The following is a 25,702-nucleotide window of genomic DNA, read 5'->3' on the forward strand; positions in this document are numbered from 1 at the left end:
AGCGAGAGTTCATGAAAAAGTGGATGAGCATCATGTTGCTCATCGCGCTGGCCCTGTTCGGCAGCGTGATTGGCTTCAACCTGTTCAAGCAAAAGATGATAGCCAACTACATGGCCAACATGCCGGAGCCCGAGTTCCCGGTCACCACCCACAAGGTGGAGACCCGTGACTGGGTACCGACCATCGAGGCGATCGGCTTCATCGAACCCAATCAGGGGGTGACCCTGTCAACCGAGCAGTCCGGTACCATCGACAGCATCTCCTTCGAATCCGGCGCCACCGTCAAGCTGGACCAGCTGCTGCTGAGCCTGGACGCCAGCGTCGAGAAGGCCAACCTGCGCGCCTCCATGGCCAAGCTGCCGGCGGCCAAGGCCAAGTACGAACGCTACCAGAACCTGTTTACCAAGGGTTCCATCTCCCGCGACCAGCTGGATGATGCCGAGGCGACCTATCGCTCCCTCGAGGCCGATATCGAGAGCCTGAAATCGACCATCGCCCGCCGCGAAGTGCGCGCACCGTTTGCCGGCGTGGTCGGCCTGCGCAACGTCTTCCTCGGCCAGTACCTGCAGCCGGGCACCGACATAGTGCGGCTGGAAGACACCAGCGTGATGCGCCTGCGCTTCACCGTGCCGCAGACCGACATCTCCCGCATCAGCCTGAATCAGGAGATCCGGATCAACGTGGATGCCTACCCGAACCGCCAGTTCAAGGGTCACATCAGCGCCATCGAGCCGGCCGTCAACTACCAGAGCGGCCTGATCCAGGTGCAGGCGAACATCCCCAACAACGACGGCCTGCTGCGCTCCGGCATGTTTGCCCGCGCCAGCATCCTGCTGCCGGCCCAGAAGGACCAGATAGTGCTGCCGCAGACCGCCATCACCTTCACCCTGTACGGCGAGAACGTCTACCTGGTCAAGGAGCAGGACGGCGTGAAACGCGTCGAGCAGGTGGTGGTCAAGGTGAGCGAGCGCAAGGGCAACGATGCCCACGTGGTCTCCGGCATCAAGGCGGGTGACGAAGTGGTCATGTCCGGCCAGGTACGCCTGAGCAACGGCGCCAAGGTAAAAATCGTGCAGGACCAGGGTCTGAAGGTTCCTGACCAGACTCCCATGCTGTAAAACGCGGAGAGACAGATGCGCTTTACCGACATATTCATCAAACGGCCCATCCTGGCCATCTCGATCAGCTTCCTGATCGCGTTGCTGGGTTTGCAGGCCGTGTTCAAGATGCAGGTGCGGGAATACCCCGAGATGACCAACACGGTCGTCACGGTCAGCACCAGCTATTACGGCGCGAGTGCCGACCTGATCCAGGGCTTCATCACCCAGCCGCTGGAACAGGCTATCGCCCAGGCGGACAACATCGACTTCATGACGTCGTCCACCCAGCTCGGCAGCTCCACCATCACCGCTTACATGAAGCTCAACACCGATCCCAACGCCGCCCTGTCCGACATTCTGGCCAAGGTCAACTCGGTGCGATCCCAGCTGCCCAAGGAGTCGGAAGACCCCTCGGTCACCATGTCCACCGGCTCCACCACGGCGGTGCTCTACATCGGCTTCACCAGCCCAGAGCTCAACGCCAGCCAGATCACCGACTACCTGGAGCGGGTCATCAAACCCCAGCTCTTCACCGTCGGCGGCGTCTCCAAGGTCGACATGTACGGCGGTACCAAGTACGCCCTGCGGGTATGGCTGGATCCGGCCAAGATGGCGGCGTTCAACCTGACCGCCGCGGACGTGATGAACGTGCTCAACAGCAACAACTATCAGTCCGCCACCGGCCAGGCTACCGGCTACTTCACCCTCTACAACGGCAACGCCGAGACCCAGGTCAACACCACTGAGGAGCTCGAGCGCCTGGTGGTCTCCACCCGTGACGGCAAGGTGATCCGCCTGGCCGACATCGCCAAGGTGACCCTGGAGAAGAGCCACGACACTTATCGCGCCACCGCCAACGGCCGCGAGGCCGTGGTACTGGCCATCAACGCGGCGCCGACCGCCAACCCGATCAACATCGCCCACGACGTGCTGGCGATGCTGCCGAGCCTGAAGAGCAACATGCCGAGCACCATGGAGGCCAACGTCCTCTATGACTCCACCGTGGCCATCAACGAATCGATCCATGAGGTGATCAAGACCATCGCCGAGGCAGCCGCCATCGTGCTGGTGGTGATCACCCTGTTCCTCGGCTCGTTCCGCGCGGTCATCATCCCGATTATCACCATCCCGCTCAGTCTGATCGGCGTGGTGATGGTGATGCAGATGTTCGGCTTCTCCATCAACCTGATGACCCTGCTGGCCATGGTGCTGGCCATCGGCCTGGTGGTGGATGACGCCATCGTGGTGCTGGAGAACGTGGATCGTCACGTCAAGGAGGGGGAAGATCCGTTCCGTGCCGCCATCATAGGCACCCGCGAGATCGCCGTGCCGGTCATCGCCATGACGGTCACCCTGGCCGCCGTGTACGCGCCGATCGCCCTGATGGGGGGCATCACCGGCTCCCTGTTCAAGGAGTTCGCGCTGACCCTGGCGGGCGCCGTGTTCGTCTCCGGCATAATAGCCCTGACTCTGTCGCCCATGATGTGTGCAAAGATGCTCAAGGCCAACGAGGAGCCGGGCAAGTTCGAAAGCACGGTACACCACCTGCTGGAGCGCATGACGGTGCGCTACGACGCCATGCTGCACGCCGTGATGCAAAAGCGCATCGTGGTGGTGCTGTTCGCCGTTATCGTGTTCGCCAGCCTGCCGATGCTGTTCAAGTTCATCCCGAGCGAGCTCGCGCCGAACGAGGACAAGGGCGTCATGGCCGTGCTGGGGACCGCCCCCTCCAACGTCAACCTGGACTATATCCAGGGGACCATGGAGCAGGTGAACAAGGTGCTGGACTCCCAGCCGGAAGTGGCCTTCTCCCAGGTCTTCTCCGGGGTGTTCAACGCCAACCAGGCGTTCGGTATCGCCTCCATGGTGCCGTGGAGCCAGCGTGAAGCGAGCCAGAAAGAGGTGCTGGACCGGGTGGCCGGGCTGGTGAAAGACGTGCCCGGCATGTCCATCACCACCTTCCAGTTTCCGGAGCTGCCGGGCGCCTCGAGCGGCCTGCCGGTGCAGTTCGTCATCACCACGCCGAACAACTTCGAGAGCCTCTATCAGGTGGCCAGCGAGATCCTGACCGCAGCCCAGGGGAGCGGACGCTTCGTCTACTCCGAGCTGGACCTGCAGTACGACTCCGCCACCATGAAGATCAAGATCGACAAGGACAAGGCGGGTGCCTACGGCATCACCATGCAGGACATCGGCATCACCCTGGGCACCATGATGTCGGACGGTTACGTCAACCGTATCGACCTGGATGGCCGCTCCTACGAGGTGATCCCGCAAGTCGAGCGCAAATACCGCCTCAACCCCGAGTCGATCAAGGGCTACTACGTACGGGCGGCCGACGGCAAATCCATCCCGCTCGGCAGCCTGATCAGCATCGAGGTGATCGGTGAACCGCGCTCCCTGCCCCACTTCAACCAGCTCAACTCCGCCACCATAGGTGCCGTACTGATGCCTGGCACCACCATGGGTGACGCCATCAACTGGCTCAACACCACGGCGGACGAGAAGCTGCCACAGGGCTACCGTTACGACTTCATGGGCGAGGCCCGCCAGTTCGTGACCGAGGGCAGCGCCCTGTACGCCACCTTCGGTCTGGCGCTGGCCATCATCTTCCTGGTGCTGGCGATCCAGTTCGAATCTGCTCGTGACCCGCTGGTGATCATGGTCTCCGTGCCGCTGGCCATCAGCGGGGCGCTGATCGCCCTGGCCTGGGGTGCCGCCACCATGAACATCTACTCCCAGGTCGGTCTGATCACCCTGGTCGGCCTGATTACCAAGCACGGCATCCTGATCTGTGAAGTGGCGAAGGAGGAGCAGCTGCTGCACGGCCGCAACCGGATAGAAGCCGTCATGACCGCTGCCAAGGTGCGTCTGCGACCCATCCTGATGACCACGGCCGCCATGATCGCCGGTCTCATCCCGCTGCTCTATGCCACGGGGGCCGGGGCTGCCCAGCGCTTCAGCATCGGCATCGTGATCGTGGCCGGTCTAGCCATAGGTACCGTGTTCACCCTGTTCGTACTGCCGGTGATCTACACCTACCTGGCCTCCGAACACAAACCGCTGCCGGTATTTGATGAATCCATTCCGCCCAAGGCGAAAGGGAGTCATTAAAAACCTTTTTGAATCAACAAGGCCCCGTTTCGGGGCCTTGTTTTTATCACGCGAACGAAACACGACATAAGTGCATGAAGCAGTTAAACTAAATGGCAATATATCCAGACCGCAAGGACGCCATGTCAGGACTCTTCTCCAAGACCGCTAGGGCCGTCGGCCGTAACGGACTCTCATACCGCCTGCTCTCCTACATTCTGGTGTGCAGTACCGTATTGGCGATGATCATTACGGTGTTGCAGCTTGCCTGGGATTACCGCAAGGACGTGGCCGTCATCGAGGACAGCATCGGCCAGATCGAGGCCTCCTTCCTGCAGCCCATCGCCGCCAGCCTGTGGAACCTGGATGAAGAGCAGGTGAAGGTGCAGATCGAGGGCATCATGAACCTGCCCAACATGCAGTTCGTGATGGTGAAGGAGATGCTCGGCAACTCGGAAGTGCCGCTGCTGACCCAGGGGGTGGAACGGGAAAGCTACGACATCTCCCGCGAGTTCAACCTCACCTATCAGGGCGAGGTGGTGGGCAAGCTGTTCGTCGCCGCTTCGCTGGAGCAGATCTACCAGCGCCTCATCGAAAAATCCGTGCTCATCATGGTCAGCCAGACCATCAAGACCCTGGTGGTCTCGTTTTGCATCCTGATCATCATTTATTACCTGGTGGTGCGTCACCTCAACCGCATCGCCCACTACGCCCAGAAGTTGAATCTGGACCGGCTCACCAACGAGCTGACCCTGGAGGGGCGCCAGCTGCCCCGCAAGAAACCCGACGAGCTCGACACCCTGGTCGCCACCCTCAACCAGATGCGCACCCGGCTGCTCGACGAATTTGCGGCGCGCCATCAGGCCGCCGAACAGCTGCAGCAGGAGCGGGACTTCTCCGCCACCCTGATCAACTCAGCCAACATGGTCATCTGCTGCATGGAGCCGGACCTCAACATCGCCAGCATCAACCCGGCGGCCATACTGCTGACCGGCTACCACCAGCAGGAGATACTGCAGCACAACTGGCTGGATCTGTTCGTCAGCAAGGAGCAGCGCGACCAGCTGGCGGCCACCCTGGCCGATCACGGCTCCATCGAAGACAAAGAAGTCATGATGCATGACCAGCAGGGCCACGAGCTGGTGCTGCAGTGGACCTTCGCCCCCTTCTATGAAGGGCCCAACCTCAAATACCTGATCGGCTTCGGCTACGACATCACCCGCCTCAAGAAGGTGGAGCGGGAGATCATCCAGCTCAACGAACAGCTGGAGGGCAAGGTGGTGGAGCGTACCCGCAGCCTGAGCGATGCCAACGACCAGCTGGGCAAGGCCTACGACGATCTGAAACAAGCCCAGCAGACCCTGGTGGAGTCGGAGAAGATGGCTTCCCTCGGTTCCCTGGTGGCCGGCGTGGCCCACGAGATCAACACCCCCATCGGCATCAGCGTGACCGCCTCCTCCTACCTGCAGGAGCGGGTGGCTGACTTCAAGCAGCACATCGAATCCAAGCAGCTGTCGCGCTCCTATCTCACCGAATTCACCGTCAATCTGGATGAATCCATGCAGCTGCTGCAGGGCAACCTGCGCCGCGCCTCCGAGCTCATCGCCAGCTTCAAGCAGGTGGCGGTGGACCAGTCGTCCGAGGCACGCTACAACTTCAGCCTCGCCGACAACCTGCATCAGGTGGTGGTCTCCCTCGGTCACAAGCTGAAGAAGGCCCAGTGCGAAGTGGATATCCAGTGCGATCCCAAGCTGTCGATCTTCTCCTTCCCCGGCAGCTTCACCCAGATCTATTCGAACCTGATCCTCAACTCCATCAACCACGGTTTCGACAACTGGGACAAACCCAAGAAGATCACCATCAAGGTAGAGCAACAGGGTGAAGAGCTGCTGATCGACTACAGCGACAACGGCCGCGGCATCCCGCCCGAGATACTGCCGCGCATCTTCGATCCCTTCGTCACCTCCAAGCGGGGCCAGGGCGGCAGCGGGCTCGGCACCCACATCATCTACAACCTGGTGGTGCAGCTGCTGCGCGGCCGCATCAACTGCATCAGCGAACCGGAGCAAGGCGCCCAGTTCCATATTCGCCTGCCGATCCAACATAACTGAGTGCTGGCTCTTGTGAGCCAGCCGCTTTATCCCCATCATGCTGTGATTGCATTCTTAATGAGCGGAGAACCTCGCAATGGCACAGCATTTTGACTATATCGCCATCGGCGGCGGCAGCGGCGGCATCGCCTCGGCCAACCGGGCTGCCATGTACGGTAAGAAAGTTGCCCTGATTGAAGCCAAAGAGTTGGGTGGAACCTGCGTCAACGTCGGCTGCGTGCCGAAGAAGGCCATGTGGTATGCCGGCCAGATCGCCGATGCCCTGAAATATGGCGCCGACTACGGCTTCGACACCACTCTCAACCACTTCAGCTGGGCCAAGCTGGTCGAGTCCCGCCAGGCCTATATCGGCCGCATTCATCAGTCCTACCAGAACGTGCTGGGCAAGAACCAGATCACTGTCATCAAGGGCTTCGCCCGCTTCGTCAGCAGCAACACCATCGAGGTGAACGGCGAGCAGTACTGCGCCGATCACATACTGATCGCCACCGGCGGCCGCCCCGAAGTGCCAGCCATCCCGGGTGCCGAGCTGGGCATCGACTCCGACGGCTTCTTCGAGTTGCAAGAACAACCCAAACGGGTTGCCGTGGTGGGTGCCGGTTATATCGCGGTGGAGATCGCCGGCGTGATGCAGGCGCTCGGCTCCGAGACCCACCTGGTGGTGCGCAAGCACGCACCGCTGCGCAACTTCGACCCCATGATCCACGAGACCCTGGTGGAGATCATGGCGCAGGAAGGACCCAAGCTGCACACCCACGCCATTCCGAAAGCCGTGGTCAAGAACGCCGACGAGAGCCTGACCCTGCAGCTGGAAGATGGTCGCCACCTCACCGTCGACTGCCTGATCTGGGCCATCGGCCGTGTCCCGGCCACCGACAACCTCAACCTGGCCGCCACCGGTATCACGCTCGACGAGAAGGGCTTTATCCCGACCGACAAGTTCCAGAATACTGCCATCGCCAACCTCTATGCCGTCGGTGACAACACCGGCCGCATCCAGCTCACCCCGGTGGCCGTTGCGGCGGGCCGTCGTCTCTCCGAGCGGCTGTTCAACAACAAGCCGAACGAGCACCTCAACTACGATCTGGTGCCGACCGTGGTGTTCAGCCACCCACCCATCGGCACCATAGGGCTGACCGAGCCGGAAGCCGTCGCCGAATATGGTGAAGATCAGGTCAAGGTCTACCGCAGCCAGTTCACCGCCATGTACTCGGCGCTGACCCAGCATCGCCAGCCTACCCGGATGAAGCTGGTCTGCGTCGGGCCGGAAGAGAAGGTGGTCGGCCTGCACGGCATCGGTTTTGCCATGGACGAGATCCTGCAGGGATTCGGCGTCGCCATGAAGATGGGCGCCACCAAGGCGGACTTCGACAACTGCGTTGCCATTCATCCCACCAGCGCGGAAGAGTTTGTGACCATGCGATAAGCATGTTTGAAGCTGGCCTGTCACTATCAGGTCAGCCTCAGCCACTTGCTACCAAACCCGGCTCAGGCCGGGTTTTTCGATCTTTCCCCTCCCCCAAATAGCGCCCACACCTGCTTTTTTACGCCGATTTTACGCCTGCCAAATCCGGCTTTATGGCGCCTTTACGCCGGTTATTCCTACCATTTGGTCGTCAATTACACCAATGGAGTCGATATGAATTGGCTATATCTGCTGCTGGTCCTCGCCCTCGCGGGCTATCTGCTGCGCGCCCTTGCGCGCACCCATGAGTGAGGAACCGGAAATGTGGCAAGAGATTATCTATCCCGTCGCGTTCGTACTGCTGGTGCTGCTGCCGGCGCCTCTGCTTGGCAACTACCTCTATCGGGTATTTGAGGGCAAGAGTCGCTGGCTGGCTCCCGTCGAGCGCGCCACCCTGGCCTGCTGCGGCACGGACGGGCGCGAGCAGGACTGGAAGTCCTACGCCCTCAGCCTGCTGGCCTTCAACGGCGCCGGCTTTGGCCTGCTGTTCCTGATCCTGCTGGCGCAGGGGCTGCTGCCCCTCAACCCGCAACAGCTGCCCGGGCTGAACTGGCAACTCGCCTTCAACACCGCGGTCAGCTTCATGACCAACACCAACTGGCAGGCCTACTCCGGCGAGGCCAGCCTCTCCTACTTCAGCCAGATGGTGGGGCTCACCACCCAGAACTTCGTCTCCGCCGCCACCGGCGCCGCCGTTGCCATCGCCCTGTTCCGCGGCATCGCCCGCCAGCAGACCACCCACCTTGGCAACTTCTGGCAGGATCTGGTGCGCTTCTGCCTCTACGTGCTGCTGCCGATGGCACTGATCCTGGCGCTGCTGCTGGTCTGGCAGGGAGTACCCCAGAGCCTGTCGGCCTACCTGCCGTTCCACGCGCTGGAAGGCCAGGAGCAGCTGTTGCCGCTCGGCCCGGCGGCCTCCCAGATCGCCATCAAGCAGCTCGGCTCCAACGGCGGCGGCTTCTTCGGTGTCAACTCGGCCCATCCGTTCGAGAACCCGACCGCCCTCTCCAACTGGCTGGAGATGGTCGCCCTGCTGACGCTGGCCGCCGCCATGGTCTGCACCCTGGGTCGCTACGTGAAGGATCTGGCCCACAGCCGCGCCATCCTTGTCGCCATGACCCTGATGATGGTGATCGGGCTCTTCGTCTCCATCACCCAGGAGCTGAAACCGGACCCTGCCCTCGCCCAGCTCACCACTGACGCCAGCAACATGGCCGGCAACTGGGAAGGCAAAGAGAGCCGCTTCGGCCCCCTGCTCTCCAGCATCTGGGAAGTGGCGACCACCAGCGCCTCCAACGGCTCGGTCAACGCCATGCACGACAGCTTCACACCTCTCGGCGGCATGGTCGGCATGATCAACATGCTGCTCGGCGAGGTCATCTTCGGCGGGGTCGGCTCCGGCATCTACGGCATGATGCTGTTCGTGCTGCTGACCGTGTTCCTGTGCGGCCTGATGGTGGGGCGGACCCCGACCTATCTGGGCAAACGGCTCGGCATCACCGAGATGAAATGGGTGGTCGCCAGCATGCTGGTGATGCCGGTCGGAGTATTGGTGATCGGCGGTATCACCCTGCTGATGCCGGACTCCGCCACCGTCATCGGTCACGACGGCCCCCACGGCCTGTCCCGGCTGATCTATGCCTATGCCTCGGCCGCCGGCAACAATGGCTCCGCCTTCGCCGGCCTGGCCGCCGCCGACAGCTGGCAGTGCATCGCCATCGGGCTGGCCATGCTGCTCGGTCGCTTCGGCTACATCATTCCGGTGCTGGCCATCGCCGGCCAGCTGGCCCGCGCCCCGCGCCAGGAGCGAAGCGAGGGGGACTTCCCCGTCAGCGGCCCGCTCTTCATCACCCTGCTGATCGTCACCGTGCTGCTGATGGGGGGTCTCTCCTTCCTGCCGGTGCTGGCGCTGGGTCCGGTGGCGGAACACCTGAGCCTGCTGGGAGGTGCCTTCTGATGCTGCACACCTCACTGATCGCCGTGGTCAACTATTCGATGCTGGGAGCTTTCCAATGAGCAAGTCCGCTTCAATGAGCACCGACACCCTCAAGGTGAAGGGAAAAAAACAGAAATCACAGATCATGCAGGCCATGGTGGAAGCCCTCTATCGCTTCAACCCCAGGGCGCTGCTCGGTAGCCCCATCCTGTTCACCCTCTGGCTGGCGGCCGTGATGGCGACCCTGGAGTCGCTGCTGGGGCTGCCGCTCTCCGGCGTTGCCCCTTCGCTGGCCTGGCAGCTGACTGCCTGGCTCTGGCTCACCCTCTGGTTTGCCAACTTCGCCGAGACCCTGGCCGAGGGGCGCGGCAAGGCGCGGGCCGACAGCCTGAAGGCGGGCATGAGCCAGCTCAGGGCGCGCCGGGTCACCCATCCGCAGGATGACAAGGGGGAGTGGGTGCCGGCCACCAGCCTGCGCAAGGGCGATCTGGTGCTGGTGCGCAGCGGCGAGATGATCCCCGCCGACGGCGAAGTGGTCGCCGGCATCGCCTCGGTCAACGAGGCCGCCATCACGGGTGAATCCGCTCCCGTCATCCGCGAGTCGGGCACCGATCGCAGCGGCGTGACCGGCAACACCACCGTCGTCTCCGACGAGATCTGGGTGCGCATCAGCAACAATCCGGGTGAAAGCACCCTGGATCGGATGATTGCGCTGGTGGAAGGGGCCAAGCGCCAGAAGACCCCCAACGAGATGGCGCTGGATGCCCTGCTGGTGGGACTGACCCTGATCTTCCTGCTGGTGGTGGCCACCCTGCCCTGGTTCCTCGACTACAACGGCACCCAGGTGCCCCGGCTCTACCTGCTGGCGCTGTTCATCACCCTGATCCCGACCACCATCGGTGGTCTGCTCTCCGCCATCGGCATCGCCGGCATGGACCGGCTGGTGAAGCTCAACGTGATCGCCAAGTCCGGCCGGGCGGTGGAGGCCGCCGGCGACGTGCGCACCCTGCTACTGGACAAGACCGGCACCATCACCTTCGGCAACCGGATGGCGGATGAACTGATCCCGGCCCCCGGTATCGATCCGGCCCTGCTGGCCCAGGCCGCCATGCTGGCCTCGCTCGGTGACAACACGCCGGAGGGTAAATCCATCCTGACCCTGGCGGGCAAGAGCCACACCAGACCGAGCCAGCTGGAGAGCGACATCATCATCCCCTTCAGCGCCGAGACCCGGCTGAGCGGGCTGGATCGCAACGGTCATCACTATCGCAAGGGGGCGGTGGATGCCGTGCTGCGCTACCTCTCCCTCGATCGCAAGGCTGTGCCCGAGCCCATCCTCAAGTCGGTGGACAGCATAGCTCGCCAGGGCGGCACCCCGCTGCTGGTCTGCACCCACGAGAAGCTGCTGGGGGTGGTGTTCCTCAAGGACATCATCAAGCCGGGCATCAAGGCCCGCTTCCAGATCCTGCGCCACATGGGGATCCGCACCGTGATGATCACCGGCGACAACCCGCTGACCGCCGCCGCCATCGCCGCCGAGGCCGGGGTGGACGACTTCATCGCCGAGGCGACACCGGAGAAGAAGCTGGCCTACATCCGCCAGGAGCAGGCCGACGGCCGGCTGGTGGCCATGTGCGGGGACGGCGCCAACGACGCACCGGCACTGGCTCAGGCCGACGTGGGGCTGGCCATGAACGAGGGCACCCAGGCCGCCAAGGAGGCGGGCAACCTGGTGGATCTCGACTCCAACCCCACCAAGCTGCTGGACGTGGTGCTGGTAGGCAAGCAGCTGCTGGTGACCCGTGGCGCCCTGACCACCTTCTCCATCGCCAACGACGTGGCCAAGTACTTCGCCATCCTGCCGGCCCTGTTCATCGCCGCCTATCCACAGCTGGGGGCGCTGAACCTGATGCAGCTGGGCAGCCCCGAGAGTGCCATCCTGTCGGCCATCATCTTCAACGCCCTGATCATCGTCGCGCTGGTGCCGCTGGCCCTGCGCGGGGTCAGCCTGCAGGGCACGGCGGCCAGCCTGCTGCGCCGCAACCTGCTGCTCTACGGTGTCGGTGGTCTGATCGTGCCCTTTATCGGAATCAAGTTGATCGACCTGGTCATCACCGGCCTGGGGCTGGTGTGATGAAAACGCAGCGCGATGGTATCCACGGCCAGATCGTGCACCCATGCATCGGCATCAAGCTGATCGACCTGGTCATCACCGGCCTGGGGCTGGTGTAACGGCATCACCGGATGCGGGGCAGACCCGCATCCACTCAACGCATTTGGAGCAAGAAAATCATGATAGCAATCAGAACCCTGCTGACCCTGACCCTGCTGCTGGGGGTGGCTTATCCGCTGGCCGTCACCGGGCTGGCCCAGCTTATTTTCCCCTGGCAGGCCAACGGCAGCCTGCTCACCAATGACAAGCAGCAGGTGGTCGGCAGCGCCCTGCTGGCCCAGAAGTTCGAGCGGGCCGACTACTTCCACTCTCGCCCCTCCGCCAGCGACTTTGCCACCATAGGTGGCGGCGCCAGCAACCTGGGGATGAGCTCGCCCCTGCGGGCCGAGTTTGCCGCAGCGGTGGCCAGGGCGCAGCCGGAAGCCAGGGTCCCCGCCCTGCTGACCCGCTCCGCCTCCGGCCTCGATCCCCATCTGCCGCTCGATGCGGTGCTGGCTCAGGTGGAGCGGGTTGCCGGGCAACGGGGGCTGGATCCCGTTCGGCTGACGGAGCAGGTCAAGTCGGCGGCACAAGCTGGTATCCTTGGCCCGCAGGTGGTCAACATTCTCCAGTTGAACCTGCAACTCGATCATCAAAAGGGCGCCTGAGGGCGCTCCTTGCCGTTCGGGGAGGCTCTCGTTCGACAACGGGGACAAGCATGAGCAATGAGGTCACGGCCGCGGTTCGGCCGATGCAACGGGAGCGCGGGGATGCGTGATGAAGTGAGGGCGGACGCCCTGCTGGCGAGCCTGGAACAGGAGCACAGGGGCAAGCTGAAGGTGTTTCTCGGTGCCGCCCCCGGCGTCGGCAAGACCTACGCCATGCTGCAGGCGGTGCGAGAGCAGGCCAGAGAGGGAGTCGACATCCTGATCGGGGTGGTGGAGACCCACGGCCGCCAGGAGACCCTGGCCCTGCTCGACAAGCTCGCCATCCAGCCGCGCAAGCTGCACCTGCACCGCCAGCAGCGGCTGGAGGAGATGGATCTGGACGGCCTGCTGACCCGCAAACCCGCCATCGCCGTGGTGGACGAGCTGGCCCACAGCAACGCCCCCGGCAGCCGCCACGAGAAGCGCTGGCAGGATGTGGAGGAGCTGCTCGGGGCCGGCATCGACGTCTACACCACCCTCAACGTGCAACACCTGGAGAGCCTCAACGATCTGGTGTGGCAGCTGACCGGGGTCAGGGTCAAGGAGACCCTGCCCGACCAGGTGCTGCTGGAGGCCGACAGCCTGGTGCTGATCGACCTGCCCCCCAAGGAGCTGCTCGGCCGTCTCAAGGAGGGGAAGGTCTATGTGCCCCACCAGGCCAAGGCCGCCCTGCAGTCCTTCTTCTCCCTCAACAACCTGACCGCCCTGCGCGAACTGGCGATGCAGACCGCCGCCAGCCACGTGGAGGGGGATCTGCAACTGCAGTGGCAGGCGGCCGGCAAGACCACGCTGCCTCTGCGGGGCAAGCTGATGGTCTGCCTCGGCGACGAGCACGGCGCCGCCCTGGTGCGCTACGGCCACCGCTTCGCCCAGCGCCGTCAGCTGCCCTGGCTGGTGGTGCACGTCGACAGCAAGGGGCAGCGTTCCGCCGAGCAGGAGCAGGCGCTGGCGCTCGCCTCCCAGCTGGGAGCCAAGGTGCTGACCCTCTCCAGCCCGGCGGTGGCCGACGCCCTGCTGGAGACGGCCGAACAGCAGCAGGTGTCGCAACTGCTGCTGGGCAAGCCCCACAAGGCACCGTGGCGCCGCTCCCTGGTGCAGCATCTGCTCAGGCAGGCACAGGGGCTCGAGATCACCCTGGTGGACACAGAGAAGCGCAAACCCGGCCTGAACTGGCAGCCGCTTCACCCCAAGGACATTCGCCAGAGCCTGCTGGCGGTGGCCATCATGGGGACCACCTCGGCCGCCGTTTGGGGGCTATCCCACTGGCTGCCGCCCGCCTCCCTGCCCATGCTGTTCGTGCTGGGGGTACTGGCCACCGCGCTCACCACCAGCCTGGTGCCCGCCATCCTGGCCGCCGTGCTGGGCTTCGTCGGCCACAACCTGTTGTTCACCGTCCCCTACTTCTCCCTCAGCGTCGCCAGCCACAGCGACCTGCTCACCCTGTTCGTGCTGCTGATCGTCGGCATCACGGCCGGGCGGCTCGCCTCCCGTCAGCGCCAGCAGCTGGTCGGCCTGCGCGAGACCCAGCAGCTGGGCAACGCCCTGCTCTCCCTGAGCCAGGGGCTGGCCACCGCCAGCAGCCCGGTCGAGGTGCTCAGGCAAGGGAGCCAGGCCATCTCGCTGGCACTGGGCCAGCCGGTGTTTGCCCTCGATCGGCACTACCAGTACTGGGCCGGCTCGACCGAGCACAAGCCGGGGCAGACCGACAAGGCGGCCATCGACTGGTGTCTGGCCCAGAAGCAGAGCGCTGGCGCCCACACCGCCACCCTCAACGCGGCCGAGGCCCAGTACCATCACCTCAGCGATGACCTGGTGCTGGGCATACTGCTGGCCAATCCGCTCGCCTCCTCGGCCGAGCATCAGCTGCAGGCGCTGCTCACCGATATCCGCGCCGCCCTGGCACGGATCGACCTCAACGAGCGGCTGGCCGACAGCCAGCTGCAGGCAGAGACCGACCGGATGCGCGCCGCCCTGCTCTCTTCTGTCTCCCACGATTTGAAGACGCCGCTCGCCACCATCATGGGGGCCGGCAGCACCCTGCTGGAATATGGTGACCGGATCAGCAGCGAAGACCGCAGCGAGCTGTTGCACTCGGTACAGGAGGAGGCGCGCCGCCTGCACAGCTATGTGCAGAACCTGCTGGACATGACCCGCATCGGCTCACCCGACTTCCAGCTGAAACGGGACTGGGTCGATCTGGCGGATCTGGTGGAGAATGCCCGCCGCCGGCTCGACTCTTCCTGGCGCCAGCACAAGCTGCTGGTGCACTTCGATCAGCAGACCCCCCGGCTCTATGTGCACGGTGCCCTGATCGAGCAGGTGCTGGTCAACATCCTCGACAACGCCTCCCGCTACTCGCCGGCCGGCACCCCCATCGAGTTCAAGGTGATGCTGGCGGACCCCGACCTCATCATCGACATCATAGATATCGGGGTCGGTATCGCCGAGTCGGACCGAGACAAGATCTTCAACCTCTTCTACACCCAGCCGGTTGGTGATTGCGGCAGCCGTGGTACCGGGCTTGGCCTCGCCATTTCCCGCGCTATGATAGAGGTCCATGGGGGCCGCATCTGGGCCTTTTCCGGCCCCAACGGCAACGGTACCTGCATGCGCATCTCCCTGCCGCTGGCCCTCAATGCTCCGGCGGCCTGATGGTCGCCGCCCTTTTTCATCAGCGAGCTGGAGGTTGAATGGCTCACATACTGGTCATCGACGACGAGGCGGCCATCCGCCGTTTTTTGCGGATCAGCCTGATCGCCGAAGGCCATCAGGTCAGCGAGGCGGTCGGCGTCAACGAGGGGCTGGCGCAGTATCGCCACCTCAACCCCGACCTGGTGATCCTGGATCTGGGCCTGCCGGATGGGGATGGCCTTCAGGTGTTGCAGGCCATTCGCGAACACCATCAGCATCCGGTACTGGTGCTGTCGGCGCGGGACTCGGAGCAGGAGAAGGTGCGCCTGCTGGATGCCGGAGCCAATGACTACATGAGCAAGCCGTTCGGCGTCGGTGAAATGATGGCCCGTATCCGGGTGCTGCTGCGCCAGCGGGCCGGGGTCAGTAGTGGCGAGCAGCGCCACTTCCCCCAGTGCGGGCTGACCCTGGACAGCAGCAGCCACAGGGTCACCCTGGGGGAGGAAGAGGTGGCCCTTTCCCGCAAGGAGTTCGCCCTGCTGCAGGCGCTGGTGTGCCACCCCGGCAAGCTGGTGCTGCAGACCCAGCTGCTCAACGACATCTGGGGGCCGAGCCACAAGGAGGACACCCACTACCTGCGCATCGTCATCGCCAGCCTGCGCAAGAAGCTGGGGGATAACCCTCAAGACCCCGCCCTTATCGAGACCGAATCCGGCATCGGCTACCGTTTTATCGGCAGCTGATGTTTCACGTGGAACGACGCCAGCAACAACACAGGGCCAACAGACCGCAACCACCGAGCAGCAGACCGAGATCCTGCAAGCTGGCTGCAACCGCCAACCCCAGGCTGAGCAGCAGGTAGTAACCGAGCCCGAACAGAGCGCCGGCACTGCCCGCCACCTCCCGATAGGCCAGCAGCGCCTGGCTCAGCACATTGGGGATAGCCAGCCCGAATGCTACCACCACCCCCATCATGGGCAGCAGAAACCAGAGTGAAGCCTGGCTGGCCCACACCAGCCAACCCGAGCCCAGTGCCAACAAGGCGGCAAGCCGGATCAGCGAGGCAGGCGACCAGCCAAGCCCCAGCAGACGCTTGTTGAGCAAACTGCCCCCCAGGGTCGCCAGTGCCAGCACAATACCGGAGTAACCAAACTCACCCGCGCTCAGACCCAGCCCGGCAAACAGAAATGGCGCCAGACTGTAGTAGCCGAACAGCATGGTGTTGAACAGCGCCACCAGAGCGGCGCTGCGCCACAAGCCGGTATCACGCACCATCCGGCATGCCAGCGGCCAGAGTGCCACTCGCTGGGTGGTGATCGGCCGGGTTTCCGGCAACTGCCGGCAGGCCATCAGCAACAAGCCGACTGCCAGCGCCAGCAGGGCGCCAAATACCCCGAGATAACCAAAACCATCGGCCAGCAGGCCGCCGCTCACCAGCCCCAGCACCGGGCTCAGGGAGAGCGCTATGCCCATCACCGAGAAGACCCGCGCCAGATCGCTGCCCTGATAGCTGTCGCGCAGCATGGTCTGGGTCACCACTGAGCCCACGGCGGCACCGAAGGCCGCAATGACCCGGGCCAGCAGCAGGGTTTCAAACTCAGTGGCCAGCAACGCCAGCAGGGTTCCGGCGCCATAGGTCAGCAACCCCGCCAGCATGGCGGGACGCCGCCCGATGAGATCGCACAGTCTGCCCCAGCACACCACGCCCGCCGCAAACGCCAGAAAATAGACCGACAGGGTCTGGGATGCCTGCCCCTCGCTCACCCGAAACTCAGTGGCGATATGGGTCAGCACCGGGCTGTAGATGGTCTCCACTATCTGGGGAAACATCATCAGCCCGACCACCAGCCAGAGCGGTGGCAACTTGTTGTTCATGACAAACCTCCTTCACTAGAGGCCGTCATTCTAGAGTGACGCCGATTGTCCGATTACAATAAGCGAGACTATAAACATCAATAATCGGACACATGGCCTTTATTCTTCCCGATCACCCTTTTGATCCTGACCAGCACGACGGCAGTGCCATCGGTATCGCCGCCGCCCTCGGCTGGCACGACTCTGGCCGCCACCAGCACAGGCGCCATCAGCTGCTGTTCGCCCAGGCCGGCTGCATGACCATAGAGCTGGACGATCAGGTCTGCCTGCTGCCGCCGACGCGGGCCGCCTGGTTGCCGGCGGGTCTGCCCCATCGGGTGCTGATGCGCGGGGTGGTGGCTTATCGCTCCCTCTATTTCACAACCGAACCCTGCTTGCCGGCCGAGATGGCGGTGCTGGCGGTCAACCCGCTGCTGCGGGAGATCATCGAACGGATGGCGCTCTGGCCGTGGGACAAACCGGAGGCAGAGCAGACCTGCACACTGGCATTATTGAAAGAGGAGCTGGCGCAAGCGCCGCGGGAATCCTGGCAGTTGCCGCTGCCGTCAGACGTGCGTCTGGCGGGCTGGCTGCAGGAGGTGAAACAGGGCGATGCCCTGCCCGATCGGCTCAACCGGCTGGCCGAACGGGTGGGTGCCAGTGACAAGACCATAGGCCGCATCTTCATGCGGGAGACCGGCATGAGCTACCAGGCCTGGCGTCAGCAGTGGCGACTGCTGCGGGCGCTGGAGCTGCTGGCCGAAGACGAGCCCATCAGCCGGGTGGCGGCTGCGCTGGAGTTCGCCAGCGACAGCGCCTTCATCGCCTTCTTCAGGCAACATACGGGGCAGACCCCCTTGCGCTATCTCAACTCTCGGGGTGAGTCGCATCGGCCGAGCTCGCCTCCACCACCAGGGTATCCAGCGCCAGCGGCTTGAGGTTGTGAATGGCTTCCGCCACCACGGCATGGGAGGCCTGCTGCTGCTGGGCCAATATTTCCTGCTCCAGCTTGACGCTGTCCAGTTCGGGTCTGGGGTATTCGTCGGCCATGACGTTCAGGCTCAGGCTGCTGGCAATCAAGGTTGCGATCAGGATTTTCATCTGGTGTGCTCCGGTGTGGTTGAGATGACCAGATAACTATTCCAATTGTCGTGCCACATCTATAACAGCATGATTTTGTTTAAATTAATTGTTTTTAGATAATAAATAGCTCCAGTTGGAAAACACCCTGTGGTCAGGGTTGAACCAACAAGTGGTTATTTTCACCACACTAGATTTTGCCTGCTGTTCCACGTGGAACGTCCCATTTTTTTGATCGACACCCGCTTTTAAACTGAGCTATGGTGCTAGCTCCCCCGTAACTGACTCTGGATCTGTCACCGAATGGAATTTTCCTTGTTCGGCGAGAAGTTCACTCGCCATGCCGGTATTACCCAACTCATGGATGACCTTAATCAGGGGCTGACCAATCCGGACGCCATCATGCTGGGTGGCGGCAACCCAGCCCCCATCCCCGCCATGCTGGAACGCTTTCAGGCCGAGGCCAAGAGCCTGCTCGACAACGGCGAGCTGGTGAAGGCGATGGCCAACTACGATGGCCCCCAGGGCAAGGACAGGTTCACCAAGGCGCTGGCGGCCCTGCTCAGCAAGGAGCTGGGCTGGGAGATCTCCGCCCGCAACATCGCCCTGACCAACGGCAGCCAGAACGCCTTCTTCTATCTGTTCAACCTGCTGGCGGGCGAATTTGCCGATGGCCGCAAGAAGAAGGTACTGTTCCCGCTCGCCCCCGAGTACATCGGTTATGCCGACTCGGCTCTGGCGGACGACTACTTCGTGGCCTACAAACCCACCATCGAGAAACTGCCCGACGGCCAGTTCAAGTACCACGTGGACTTCGAGAGCCTGCAGGTGGGTGATGACATCGGGGTGATCTGCGTCTCCCGGCCGACCAACCCGACCGGCAACGTGCTGACCGATGAAGAGATCGAGCACCTCGATCAGATCGCCCGCGACAAGGGTATTCCGCTGCTGATCGACAACGCCTACGGCGTCCCCTTCCCTGGCATCATCTTCAGCGAGGCCAAGCCGTTCTGGAACGCCAACACCATCCTCTGCATGAGCCTCTCCAAGCTGGGGTTGCCGGGCACCCGCTGCGGCATCGTCATCGCCGACGAGAAGATCATTCAGGCCATCACCAACCTAAGCGGTATCATCAATCTGGCACCGGGCAGTCTGGGCCCAGCCATCACCATTCCGATGATCGAGAGCGGCGAGATCATCGCCCTCAGCGAACAGGTGGTGAAACCCTTCTATCGGCAGAAGGCGGAGCTGGCGGTGCAGCTGCTGCGCGAGGCGATCCCCGATCCGCGCTTCCATATCCACAAGCCGGAAGGTGCCCTCTTCCTCTGGCTCTGGTTCGAAGACCTACCGATCCACTGCCAAGCACTATACGAGCGACTGAAGGCGAAGAACCTGCTGATCGTGCCGGGCCACTACTTCTTCCCCGGCATCGATGACCCGGAGTGGCGTCACAGCCGGGAGTGCATCCGCCTCAACTACTCCCAGAGCGAGGAGCTGGTGCAGCGCGGCATCGCCATCCTGGCCGACGAGATCAACGCCCTCTACGCCAGCTAATCCGCCCGGCGATACAAAAACAGAGAGGCCTGCAATGCAGGCCTCTCTTCTATCAGCTGGTCAGCGGTACTGTTTAGCCGGGCAGCGCCAGCTGCTCGGGTTTGCCGATGGGGATGGCGCGGGGCTTGAGCGCCTCCGGCAGCTCGCGCGCCAGCTCTATCGTCAGCAGACCATGCTCCAGCTTGGCACCCTGCACTTCCACGTGCTGGCTCAGCTTGAAGGCGAGCTCGAAGTCCCGCTCGGCGATCCCCTGATGGAGGAACTGGCGCTCGCCCATGGAGGCGACCTTGCGCCCCTTCACCTTGAGGGTGCCGTTTTCGGTCTCCAGCTCCAGCTCATTGCGCTCGAAACCTGCCACGGCAACCGTGATGCGATAGCCGTCGTGATCGCGCTTTTCGATGTTGTACGGGGGGTAAGCGGCGGTCTTCTGATCGAACAGGCCTTCCAGCTCACGTGCCATCCGCTCGAAGCCGACGGCATTGGAATAGAGATGAGAAAAATCGAGGTTACGCATGATCCTATCCTTCTATAAAGCAACAGGGTTTACTCTCCACGGGCCCGTCATCGGCACCCGGGAAACATCAACAATGCAACGAGGTCAGACTGTCAGCCGTTGATCTCGATCTTGCGGGGCTTCATCGCCTCGGGCACTTCGCGCACCAGGTCGATGTGCAGCAGACCGTTCTTCAGGTCGGCCCCCTTCACCCGCACATAGTCGGCCAGCTGGAAGCGACGCTCGAAGCCGCGTTCTGCTATGCCTTGATAGAGGTAGTTACGCTCGGTATCGGCCTGCTTGTTGCCCTTCACCGTCAGCAGATTTTCCTGGAAGCTCAGCTCCAGCTCTTCCTGGGTAAAGCCCGCCACTGCCATGCTGATGCGGTAGTCGCTGTCACCCAGTTGCTCGATGTTGTAGGGGGGGTAACCGGCATTGCCATTGCTGGCGGCAGATTCGATGAGATTGGCCAGACGATCGAAACCGATGGCAGAACGATAGAGCGGAGAAAAGTCGATAGAACGCATAGTATTATCCTCTTTTGAGCGATAACCGATTGTTTGCCCTCCTGATGGACGGGCGCCTGGTCGAAACCTCTGTCGAGCGTTCCGGCCTTGTTATCTATATAGAGGCCCGCTTTCGGCTTTCAAGGGCTCTGATCGAAAAATCTTCTCTCCGCCCATTTGCTGGCTTTTTCCTTATTGGGCTTCCTCCCCCAGTCACAAACATGGCACCCTGAGCGGAGATCTTGAGGAGTCACATCATGTCCCGTTCCGAACGCCTGCTGGCCCTGCTGCAACTGCTGCGCGGCCACCGCTACGCCATCACCGGCAGCGAGCTGGCCAGCCAGCTTGGCATCAGTCTGCGCACCCTCTATCGGGATATCGCCACCCTGCAGGCACAGGGCGCCCACATCGAGGGGGAAGCGGGTATCGGCTATGTGCTGCGCCCCGGCTTCATGCTGCCGCCGCTGATGTTCAGCGAAGAGGAGCTGGATGCGCTGGTACTGGGCTCACGCTGGGTGGCGGCCCATGCCGATCATGCCCTCAGCACAGCCGCCAGCAGCGCGCTGGCCAAGATAGAGGCCGTGCTACCCGCCGACTACCGCCAACAGCTGCATGCCAATGCCCTGCTGATCGGCACCGCTCGCGGTGACAGCCCCGTCGATGAGGCTCCGCTGCGCAGCGCCATCCGCCAGCAGCGCAAGGTGACCATGAGCTATCGGGATCTCAAGGAAGCGAGTTCGGAGCGCACCGTCTGGCCCTGTGCCCTCGGCTACTTCGACCAGGTGCGGATACTGGTGGCCTGGTGCGAGCTGCGCCAGGGCTTTCGCCACTTTCGGGTGGACAGGATCAGCGCGATGCGGCTGGAGGCGGAACCTTATCCTGGCAATCGGGAACGGTTGCTCAAGGAGTGGCGCGCCAGCCAGCAGATCCCGCAACCCAGATTCATTGCTGACAGAAACTGACAGCAGGCGGCGCCATGCTGATGGGGTCGGCGCCGATGCGCCATCTCATCAGCAAGGAGCATCACCATGTTAGTCCCCCAGTTCACCATCCTCTACGTTGCCAACCCGACCCGCAGCGCCCTCTTTTACCGCGAGCTGTTCGGCCGCCCACCGGTAGAAGAGTCCCCCACCTTTACCATGTTCGTGTTCGAGTCAGGCGCCAGGCTGGCACTCTGGTCCAGCGCCACGGTCGACCCCGCCGTGACCCAAACTGCCGGGGCCATGGAGCTGGCCTTCGCCCTCCCCGATGATGCCGCCGTCGATCGCCAGTCTGCGGAGTGGCAGGCGCGCGGGCTCACCCTGATCCAGGCACCGACCCGGATGGAGTTTGGCTACACCTGTATGGCCCTCGATCCGGACGGCCATCGTCTGCGCCTCTACTGCCCTGCACCTGAGCTGGGTTAATCGGGTTCAATGTTTCACGTGGAACGTGCCACCTCCTCCGCCAGAAAAACAAAAAGCCGCTCACAAGGAGCGGCTTTTTTATATCGTACTGACAGCGTCAAATTAGACGTCGAGGTTGGCCACGCGCAGGGCGTTGGTCTCGATGAAGTCGCGACGCGGCTCTACTGCGTCACCCATCAGGGTAGAGAAGAGCTGGTCGGCACCGACGGCATCGTCGATGGTGACGCGCAGCATGCGACGGGCTTCCGGATCCATGGTGGTTTCCCACAGCTGGTCCGGGTTCATCTCGCCCAGCCCTTTATAGCGCTGGATGTAGATGCCGCGCTTGCCTTCGCCCATCAGCCACTCGACCGCTTCGACGAAGCTGGCGACCGGCTTCACCTTCTCGCCACGCTTGATGTAACCGCCTTCCTCGATCAGGTTGGCGATCTCCTTGCCCAGCGAGACCAGCTGACGGTACTCGGAGGATTGCAGGAAGTCGTAGCTGATCGGGTATTCGCGGTCGACACCGTGCTGACGTACCACGGCGTGCGGCACGAACAGACGGCGCTCTTCATCGCGGCGCACCTGCATCTGGTACTGGATACCGTGGTTGCTCTCGTTGAGCACGGCTTCCATGCTCTGGCACCAGGCCTGCAGATCGCTCTCGCTGGTCAGCAGTGCTTCGTTCAGTTCCGGCTGATAGATCAGCTGGGTCAATACCGCTTCCGGCGCACGACGGGACATGCGGGTGATGAGGTGGGTCACGGCGCGATGCTGGTTGACCAGACGCTCCAGAGCCTCACCACCGATGGCCGGAGCAGACTCGTTGACGTGCAGGGTCGCACCATCCAGCGCCATGGCAGTCTGGTATTGCAGCAGCGCGTCCTCGTCTTTCAGATACTGCTCCTGCTTGCCCTTCTTCACCTTGTAGAGCGGCGGCTGGGCGATGTAGACATAGCCACGCTCGATGATTTCCGGCATCTGACGATAGAAGAAGGTCAGCAGCAGGGTACGGATGTGCGCACCATCGACGTCCGCATCGGTCATGATGATGATGTTGTGATAGCGCAGCTTGTCCGGGTTGTACTCGTCGCGACCGATACCGCAGCCCAGTGCGGTGATCAGGGTGCCCACCTCCTGGGAGGAGATCATCTTGTCGAAACGGGCCTTCTCCACGTTCAGGATCTTGCCCTTGAGCGGCAGGATAGCCTGGTTCTTTCGGTTGCGACCCTGCTTGGCGGAACCGCCAGCAGAGTCCCCTTCCACTATGTAGAGTTCGGAGAGCGCCGGGTCTTTTTCCTGACAGTCGGCCAGCTTGCCGGGCAGACCGGCGATATCCAGCGCGCCCTTGCGGCGGGTCAGTTCGCGGGCCTTGCGGGCCGCTTCACGGGCACGGGCCGCATCGATGATCTTGTTGACCACGATCTTGGCATCGCCCGGGTTTTCCAGCAGGAAGTCTGCCAGCTTCTCACCCATCGCCTGTTCGACGGCAGTCTTCACTTCGGAGGAGACCAGCTTGTCCTTGGTCTGGGAGGAGAACTTGGGATCCGGCACCTTGACGGAGATAACGGCAATCAGACCTTCACGCACGTCGTCGCCACTGGCGGCAGACTTGGCCTTCTTGCTGTAGTCCTCTTTGTCCATGTAGGAGTTGAGGGTACGGGTCAGCGCGGTACGGAAGCCCACCAGGTGGGTGCCGCCATCACGCTGCGGAATGTTGTTGGTGAAGCAGTAGACCCCTTCCTGATAGGCGTCGTTCCACTGCATCGCCACTTCGACGCCGATGCCGTCCTGCTCGGTGGTGAAGTGGAACACCTTCGGGTGGATCGGGGTCTTGTTCTGGTTCAGGTACTCGACAAACGCCTTGATGCCGCCTTCGTAGCAGAAGTGCGCCTCGCGGCCGTCACGCTCGTCCATCAGACGGATGGAGACGCCGGAGTTGAGGAAGGAGAGCTCGCGCAGACGCTTGGCCAGGATCTCGTAGTGGAACAAGGTATCGCTGAAGATGGTCGGGCTCGGCCAGAAACGCACTTCGGTCCCGGTGGTGGTGGCATCGCCGATCTGCTTGAGCGGGGCCTGTGGCTCACCCAGGTGATAGGTCTGCTCGTAGACGTGACCGTTGCGACGGATGGTCAGCAACAGCTTGTCAGAGAGCGCGTTCACCACGGAGACGCCCACGCCGTGCAGACCGCCGGACACCTTGTAGGAGTTGTCATCGAATTTACCGCCGGCGTGCAGTACGGTCATGATGACCTCTGCGGCGGAGCGACCCTCTTCCGGGTGAATGTCGACAGGAATGCCGCGGCCGTTGTCACGGACGGAGACGGAACCATCGGAGTGGATCTTGACCTGAATATCGGAGCAGTAGCCAGCGAGCGCCTCGTCAATGGAGTTATCGACCACTTCGAACACCATGTGGTGCAGGCCCGAGCCATCATCCGTATCGCCGATATACATCCCCGGGCGCTTGCGGACCGCATCCAGGCCCTTCAGTACCTTGATATTCGAGGAGTCGTAAGTATTTTCACTCATAGCTTACTCTCTGCCTTCTCTAACGTTTCGGAGATCTTGCCTTGTTCCACGTGGAACAACTTGCAGTCATTCGCATCCATCATGTCTGCGAGCTGACCGGTGTCGATGGCGGTGATGAACACCTGGGACGCACACTGCTTCAGCCTTGCGGCCAGCAAGCGGCGCTTGTCGACATCCAGTTCAGAGGCAAAATCGTCAATTAAAAAAATACAGCCACGGCTGCTATGTTGATTCAAATAGAGCCCTTGGGCCAGTCGCATGGCACAGACCAACAACTTCAGCTGACCCCTGGACAAAATATCCTGAGCGGGCACGCCGTTCGCCTTGAGGCGCACATCGGCCTTCTGCGGACCAACGCCCGTGTAACCCAGCGTCCGATCCCGCTCAAACCCCGCCTCCAGCAACTCATTGAGTGGGGTATCTTTTTCCCAGCCTCGATAGAATCCAAGGCTGATGTCGAATTCCGGCAAAAAGTCCGCCGTCATCTCCTTGATCAGGGGGGTAATGGCCTGACAATAACTGGCGCGAAACTCGGCCAGCTCTCCCCCCAACCGCACCAACTCCTGATCCCAGAACGCCAGTTGACGATACTGGGTGCTCTGGCGCAGCAGTGCATTGCGCTGTTTCAGCAGCCGCCGTACCCGTCCCCACAAGGAGAAGAAGGTCGGTTCTTGATGAAAAACACCCCAGTCGAGCCAGGCCCGCCGAGCCTGGGGCCCGCCGGTCAGCAGGTTGAAGCCATCCGGGTGGATCAGCTGCACCGGCAGCAGCTCGGCCAGGTCGGCCAGGCGCTGGGCCTGGGCACCGGCAATCTTGAGCTGGGTCTCGCCACTCTTGTCCTTGGCGAGGCCGATGGGCACCTGGCGCCCTTCCAGTTCGCACTGGGCGAACAGGGTAAACGCCCTCTCCCCCTGGCGGATGACCCGCCCGGTCAGGTGAGTGCGAAAGGAGCGACCGAGACCGAGGTAGTGAATGGCTTCCAGCACGCTGGTCTTGCCGCTGCCGTTGCACCCGACCAGGATATTGAGGCCGGGTGACAGCGCGAGACTGGCCTGCTGGATATTGCGAAAGTCGCTGAGCTGGAGTTTGACCAGGGACAC

20 protein-coding genes are annotated in these 25,702 nt (G+C 62.7%); 14 read left to right on the forward strand and 6 right to left on the reverse strand.

Annotation, left to right across the window (positions count from 1 at the left end; all coding sequences use genetic code 11):
* Positions 1 to 11 precede the first annotated feature (11 nt).
* From I6L33_RS04115 to I6L33_RS04160, 10 genes are all read left to right on the forward strand, one after another.
* The gene (locus tag I6L33_RS04115) at positions 12 to 1,118 is read left to right on the forward strand and encodes an efflux RND transporter periplasmic adaptor subunit (protein WP_042051603.1); all 1,107 of its coding nucleotides are present in this window, start codon (positions 12 to 14) and stop codon (positions 1,116 to 1,118) included.
* Positions 1,119 to 1,133: 15 nt separating this feature from the next.
* Complete coding sequence (locus tag I6L33_RS04120) at positions 1,134 to 4,214, forward strand: multidrug efflux RND transporter permease subunit (RefSeq protein WP_010635626.1); 3,081 nt, start codon at positions 1,134 to 1,136, stop codon at positions 4,212 to 4,214.
* Positions 4,215 to 4,336: 122 nt separating this feature from the next.
* A complete protein-coding gene (locus I6L33_RS04125) occupies positions 4,337 to 6,304 on the forward strand; it encodes an ATP-binding protein (RefSeq protein ID WP_185450505.1) in 1,968 nt (655 codons plus the stop codon).
* A gap of 76 nt (positions 6,305 to 6,380) precedes the next feature.
* On the forward strand, positions 6,381 to 7,730 hold the full coding sequence (gene gorA, locus I6L33_RS04130) for a glutathione-disulfide reductase (RefSeq protein WP_042051604.1): 1,350 nt from the start codon (positions 6,381 to 6,383) through the stop codon (positions 7,728 to 7,730).
* Positions 7,731 to 7,736: 6 nt separating this feature from the next.
* The gene (locus I6L33_RS21995) at positions 7,737 to 8,021 is read left to right on the forward strand and encodes a hypothetical protein (RefSeq protein WP_231570680.1); all 285 of its coding nucleotides are present in this window, start codon (positions 7,737 to 7,739) and stop codon (positions 8,019 to 8,021) included.
* Between the two features lie 10 nt (positions 8,022 to 8,031).
* Positions 8,032 to 9,726, forward strand: coding sequence for a potassium-transporting ATPase subunit KdpA (gene kdpA / locus I6L33_RS04140; protein WP_201971893.1), 1,695 nt, complete (start codon positions 8,032 to 8,034; stop codon positions 9,724 to 9,726).
* A 55-nt stretch (positions 9,727 to 9,781) separates the two neighbouring features.
* Positions 9,782 to 11,839 carry a potassium-transporting ATPase subunit KdpB gene (kdpB, locus tag I6L33_RS04145; protein WP_201971892.1) on the forward strand — a complete coding sequence of 686 codons (2,058 nt, stop codon included), beginning with the start codon at positions 9,782 to 9,784 and terminating at the stop codon, positions 11,837 to 11,839.
* A 158-nt stretch (positions 11,840 to 11,997) separates the two neighbouring features.
* Positions 11,998 to 12,525 (forward strand): potassium-transporting ATPase subunit C, encoded by a 528-nt coding sequence (locus tag I6L33_RS04150; RefSeq protein ID WP_005307109.1) that lies wholly within the window; start codon positions 11,998 to 12,000, stop codon positions 12,523 to 12,525.
* Between the two features lie 102 nt (positions 12,526 to 12,627).
* A complete protein-coding gene (locus I6L33_RS04155) occupies positions 12,628 to 15,216 on the forward strand; it encodes a sensor histidine kinase KdpD (protein ID WP_201971891.1) in 2,589 nt (862 codons plus the stop codon).
* 38 nt (positions 15,217 to 15,254) lie between these two features.
* On the forward strand, positions 15,255 to 15,938 hold the full coding sequence (locus I6L33_RS04160) for a response regulator (protein WP_017766638.1): 684 nt from the start codon (positions 15,255 to 15,257) through the stop codon (positions 15,936 to 15,938).
* Positions 15,939 to 15,942: 4 nt separating this feature from the next.
* On the opposite strand, the gene I6L33_RS04165 is transcribed toward I6L33_RS04160, so the two are convergent.
* On the reverse strand, positions 15,943 to 17,070 hold the full coding sequence (locus I6L33_RS04165) for a multidrug effflux MFS transporter (protein WP_201971890.1): 1,128 nt from the start codon (positions 17,068 to 17,070) through the stop codon (positions 15,943 to 15,945).
* Positions 17,071 to 17,162: 92 nt separating this feature from the next.
* On the opposite strand from I6L33_RS04165, the gene I6L33_RS04170 reads away from it, so the two are divergent.
* On the forward strand, positions 17,163 to 17,987 hold the full coding sequence (locus tag I6L33_RS04170) for a helix-turn-helix domain-containing protein (RefSeq protein WP_017785134.1): 825 nt from the start codon (positions 17,163 to 17,165) through the stop codon (positions 17,985 to 17,987).
* Here I6L33_RS04170 and I6L33_RS04175 read toward each other — a convergent pair.
* On the reverse strand, positions 17,917 to 18,150 hold the full coding sequence (locus I6L33_RS04175; RefSeq protein ID WP_005307116.1) for a hypothetical protein: 234 nt from the start codon (positions 18,148 to 18,150) through the stop codon (positions 17,917 to 17,919). The genes I6L33_RS04170 and I6L33_RS04175 overlap by 71 nt on opposite strands.
* A gap of 282 nt (positions 18,151 to 18,432) precedes the next feature.
* Here I6L33_RS04175 and I6L33_RS04180 point away from each other — a divergent pair, with 282 nt between their 5' ends.
* The gene (locus tag I6L33_RS04180; protein ID WP_216973606.1) at positions 18,433 to 19,683 is read left to right on the forward strand and encodes a valine--pyruvate transaminase; all 1,251 of its coding nucleotides are present in this window, start codon (positions 18,433 to 18,435) and stop codon (positions 19,681 to 19,683) included.
* A gap of 73 nt (positions 19,684 to 19,756) precedes the next feature.
* On the opposite strand, the gene I6L33_RS04185 is transcribed toward I6L33_RS04180, so the two are convergent.
* On the reverse strand, positions 19,757 to 20,197 hold the full coding sequence (locus tag I6L33_RS04185; RefSeq protein WP_216973607.1) for an Hsp20 family protein: 441 nt from the start codon (positions 20,195 to 20,197) through the stop codon (positions 19,757 to 19,759).
* A 92-nt stretch (positions 20,198 to 20,289) separates the two neighbouring features.
* A complete protein-coding gene (locus I6L33_RS04190; RefSeq protein ID WP_010635612.1) occupies positions 20,290 to 20,703 on the reverse strand; it encodes an Hsp20 family protein in 414 nt (137 codons plus the stop codon).
* 236 nt (positions 20,704 to 20,939) lie between these two features.
* Between I6L33_RS04190 and I6L33_RS04195 the strand changes: the two genes are divergently transcribed.
* The gene (locus I6L33_RS04195) at positions 20,940 to 21,644 is read left to right on the forward strand and encodes a YafY family protein (protein ID WP_216973608.1); all 705 of its coding nucleotides are present in this window, start codon (positions 20,940 to 20,942) and stop codon (positions 21,642 to 21,644) included.
* Positions 21,645 to 21,710: 66 nt separating this feature from the next.
* On the forward strand, positions 21,711 to 22,088 hold the full coding sequence (locus I6L33_RS04200; protein ID WP_201971886.1) for a VOC family protein: 378 nt from the start codon (positions 21,711 to 21,713) through the stop codon (positions 22,086 to 22,088).
* A 102-nt stretch (positions 22,089 to 22,190) separates the two neighbouring features.
* Here the strand turns inward: I6L33_RS04200 and gyrB are convergent, their stop codons facing one another.
* Together gyrB and recF are read right to left on the reverse strand one after the other, a co-directional pair.
* A complete protein-coding gene (gene gyrB / locus I6L33_RS04205; protein ID WP_017766631.1) occupies positions 22,191 to 24,602 on the reverse strand; it encodes a DNA topoisomerase (ATP-hydrolyzing) subunit B in 2,412 nt (803 codons plus the stop codon).
* The gene (recF, locus tag I6L33_RS04210; RefSeq protein ID WP_017787844.1) at positions 24,599 to 25,702 is read right to left on the reverse strand and encodes a DNA replication/repair protein RecF; all 1,104 of its coding nucleotides are present in this window, start codon (positions 25,700 to 25,702) and stop codon (positions 24,599 to 24,601) included. Before recF ends, gyrB begins: the two co-directional genes overlap by 4 nt.

Origin of the sequence: Aeromonas sp. FDAARGOS 1403 (assembly GCF_019047325.1) — a bacterium.
Classification (GTDB): domain Bacteria; phylum Pseudomonadota; class Gammaproteobacteria; order Enterobacterales; family Aeromonadaceae; genus Aeromonas; species Aeromonas dhakensis.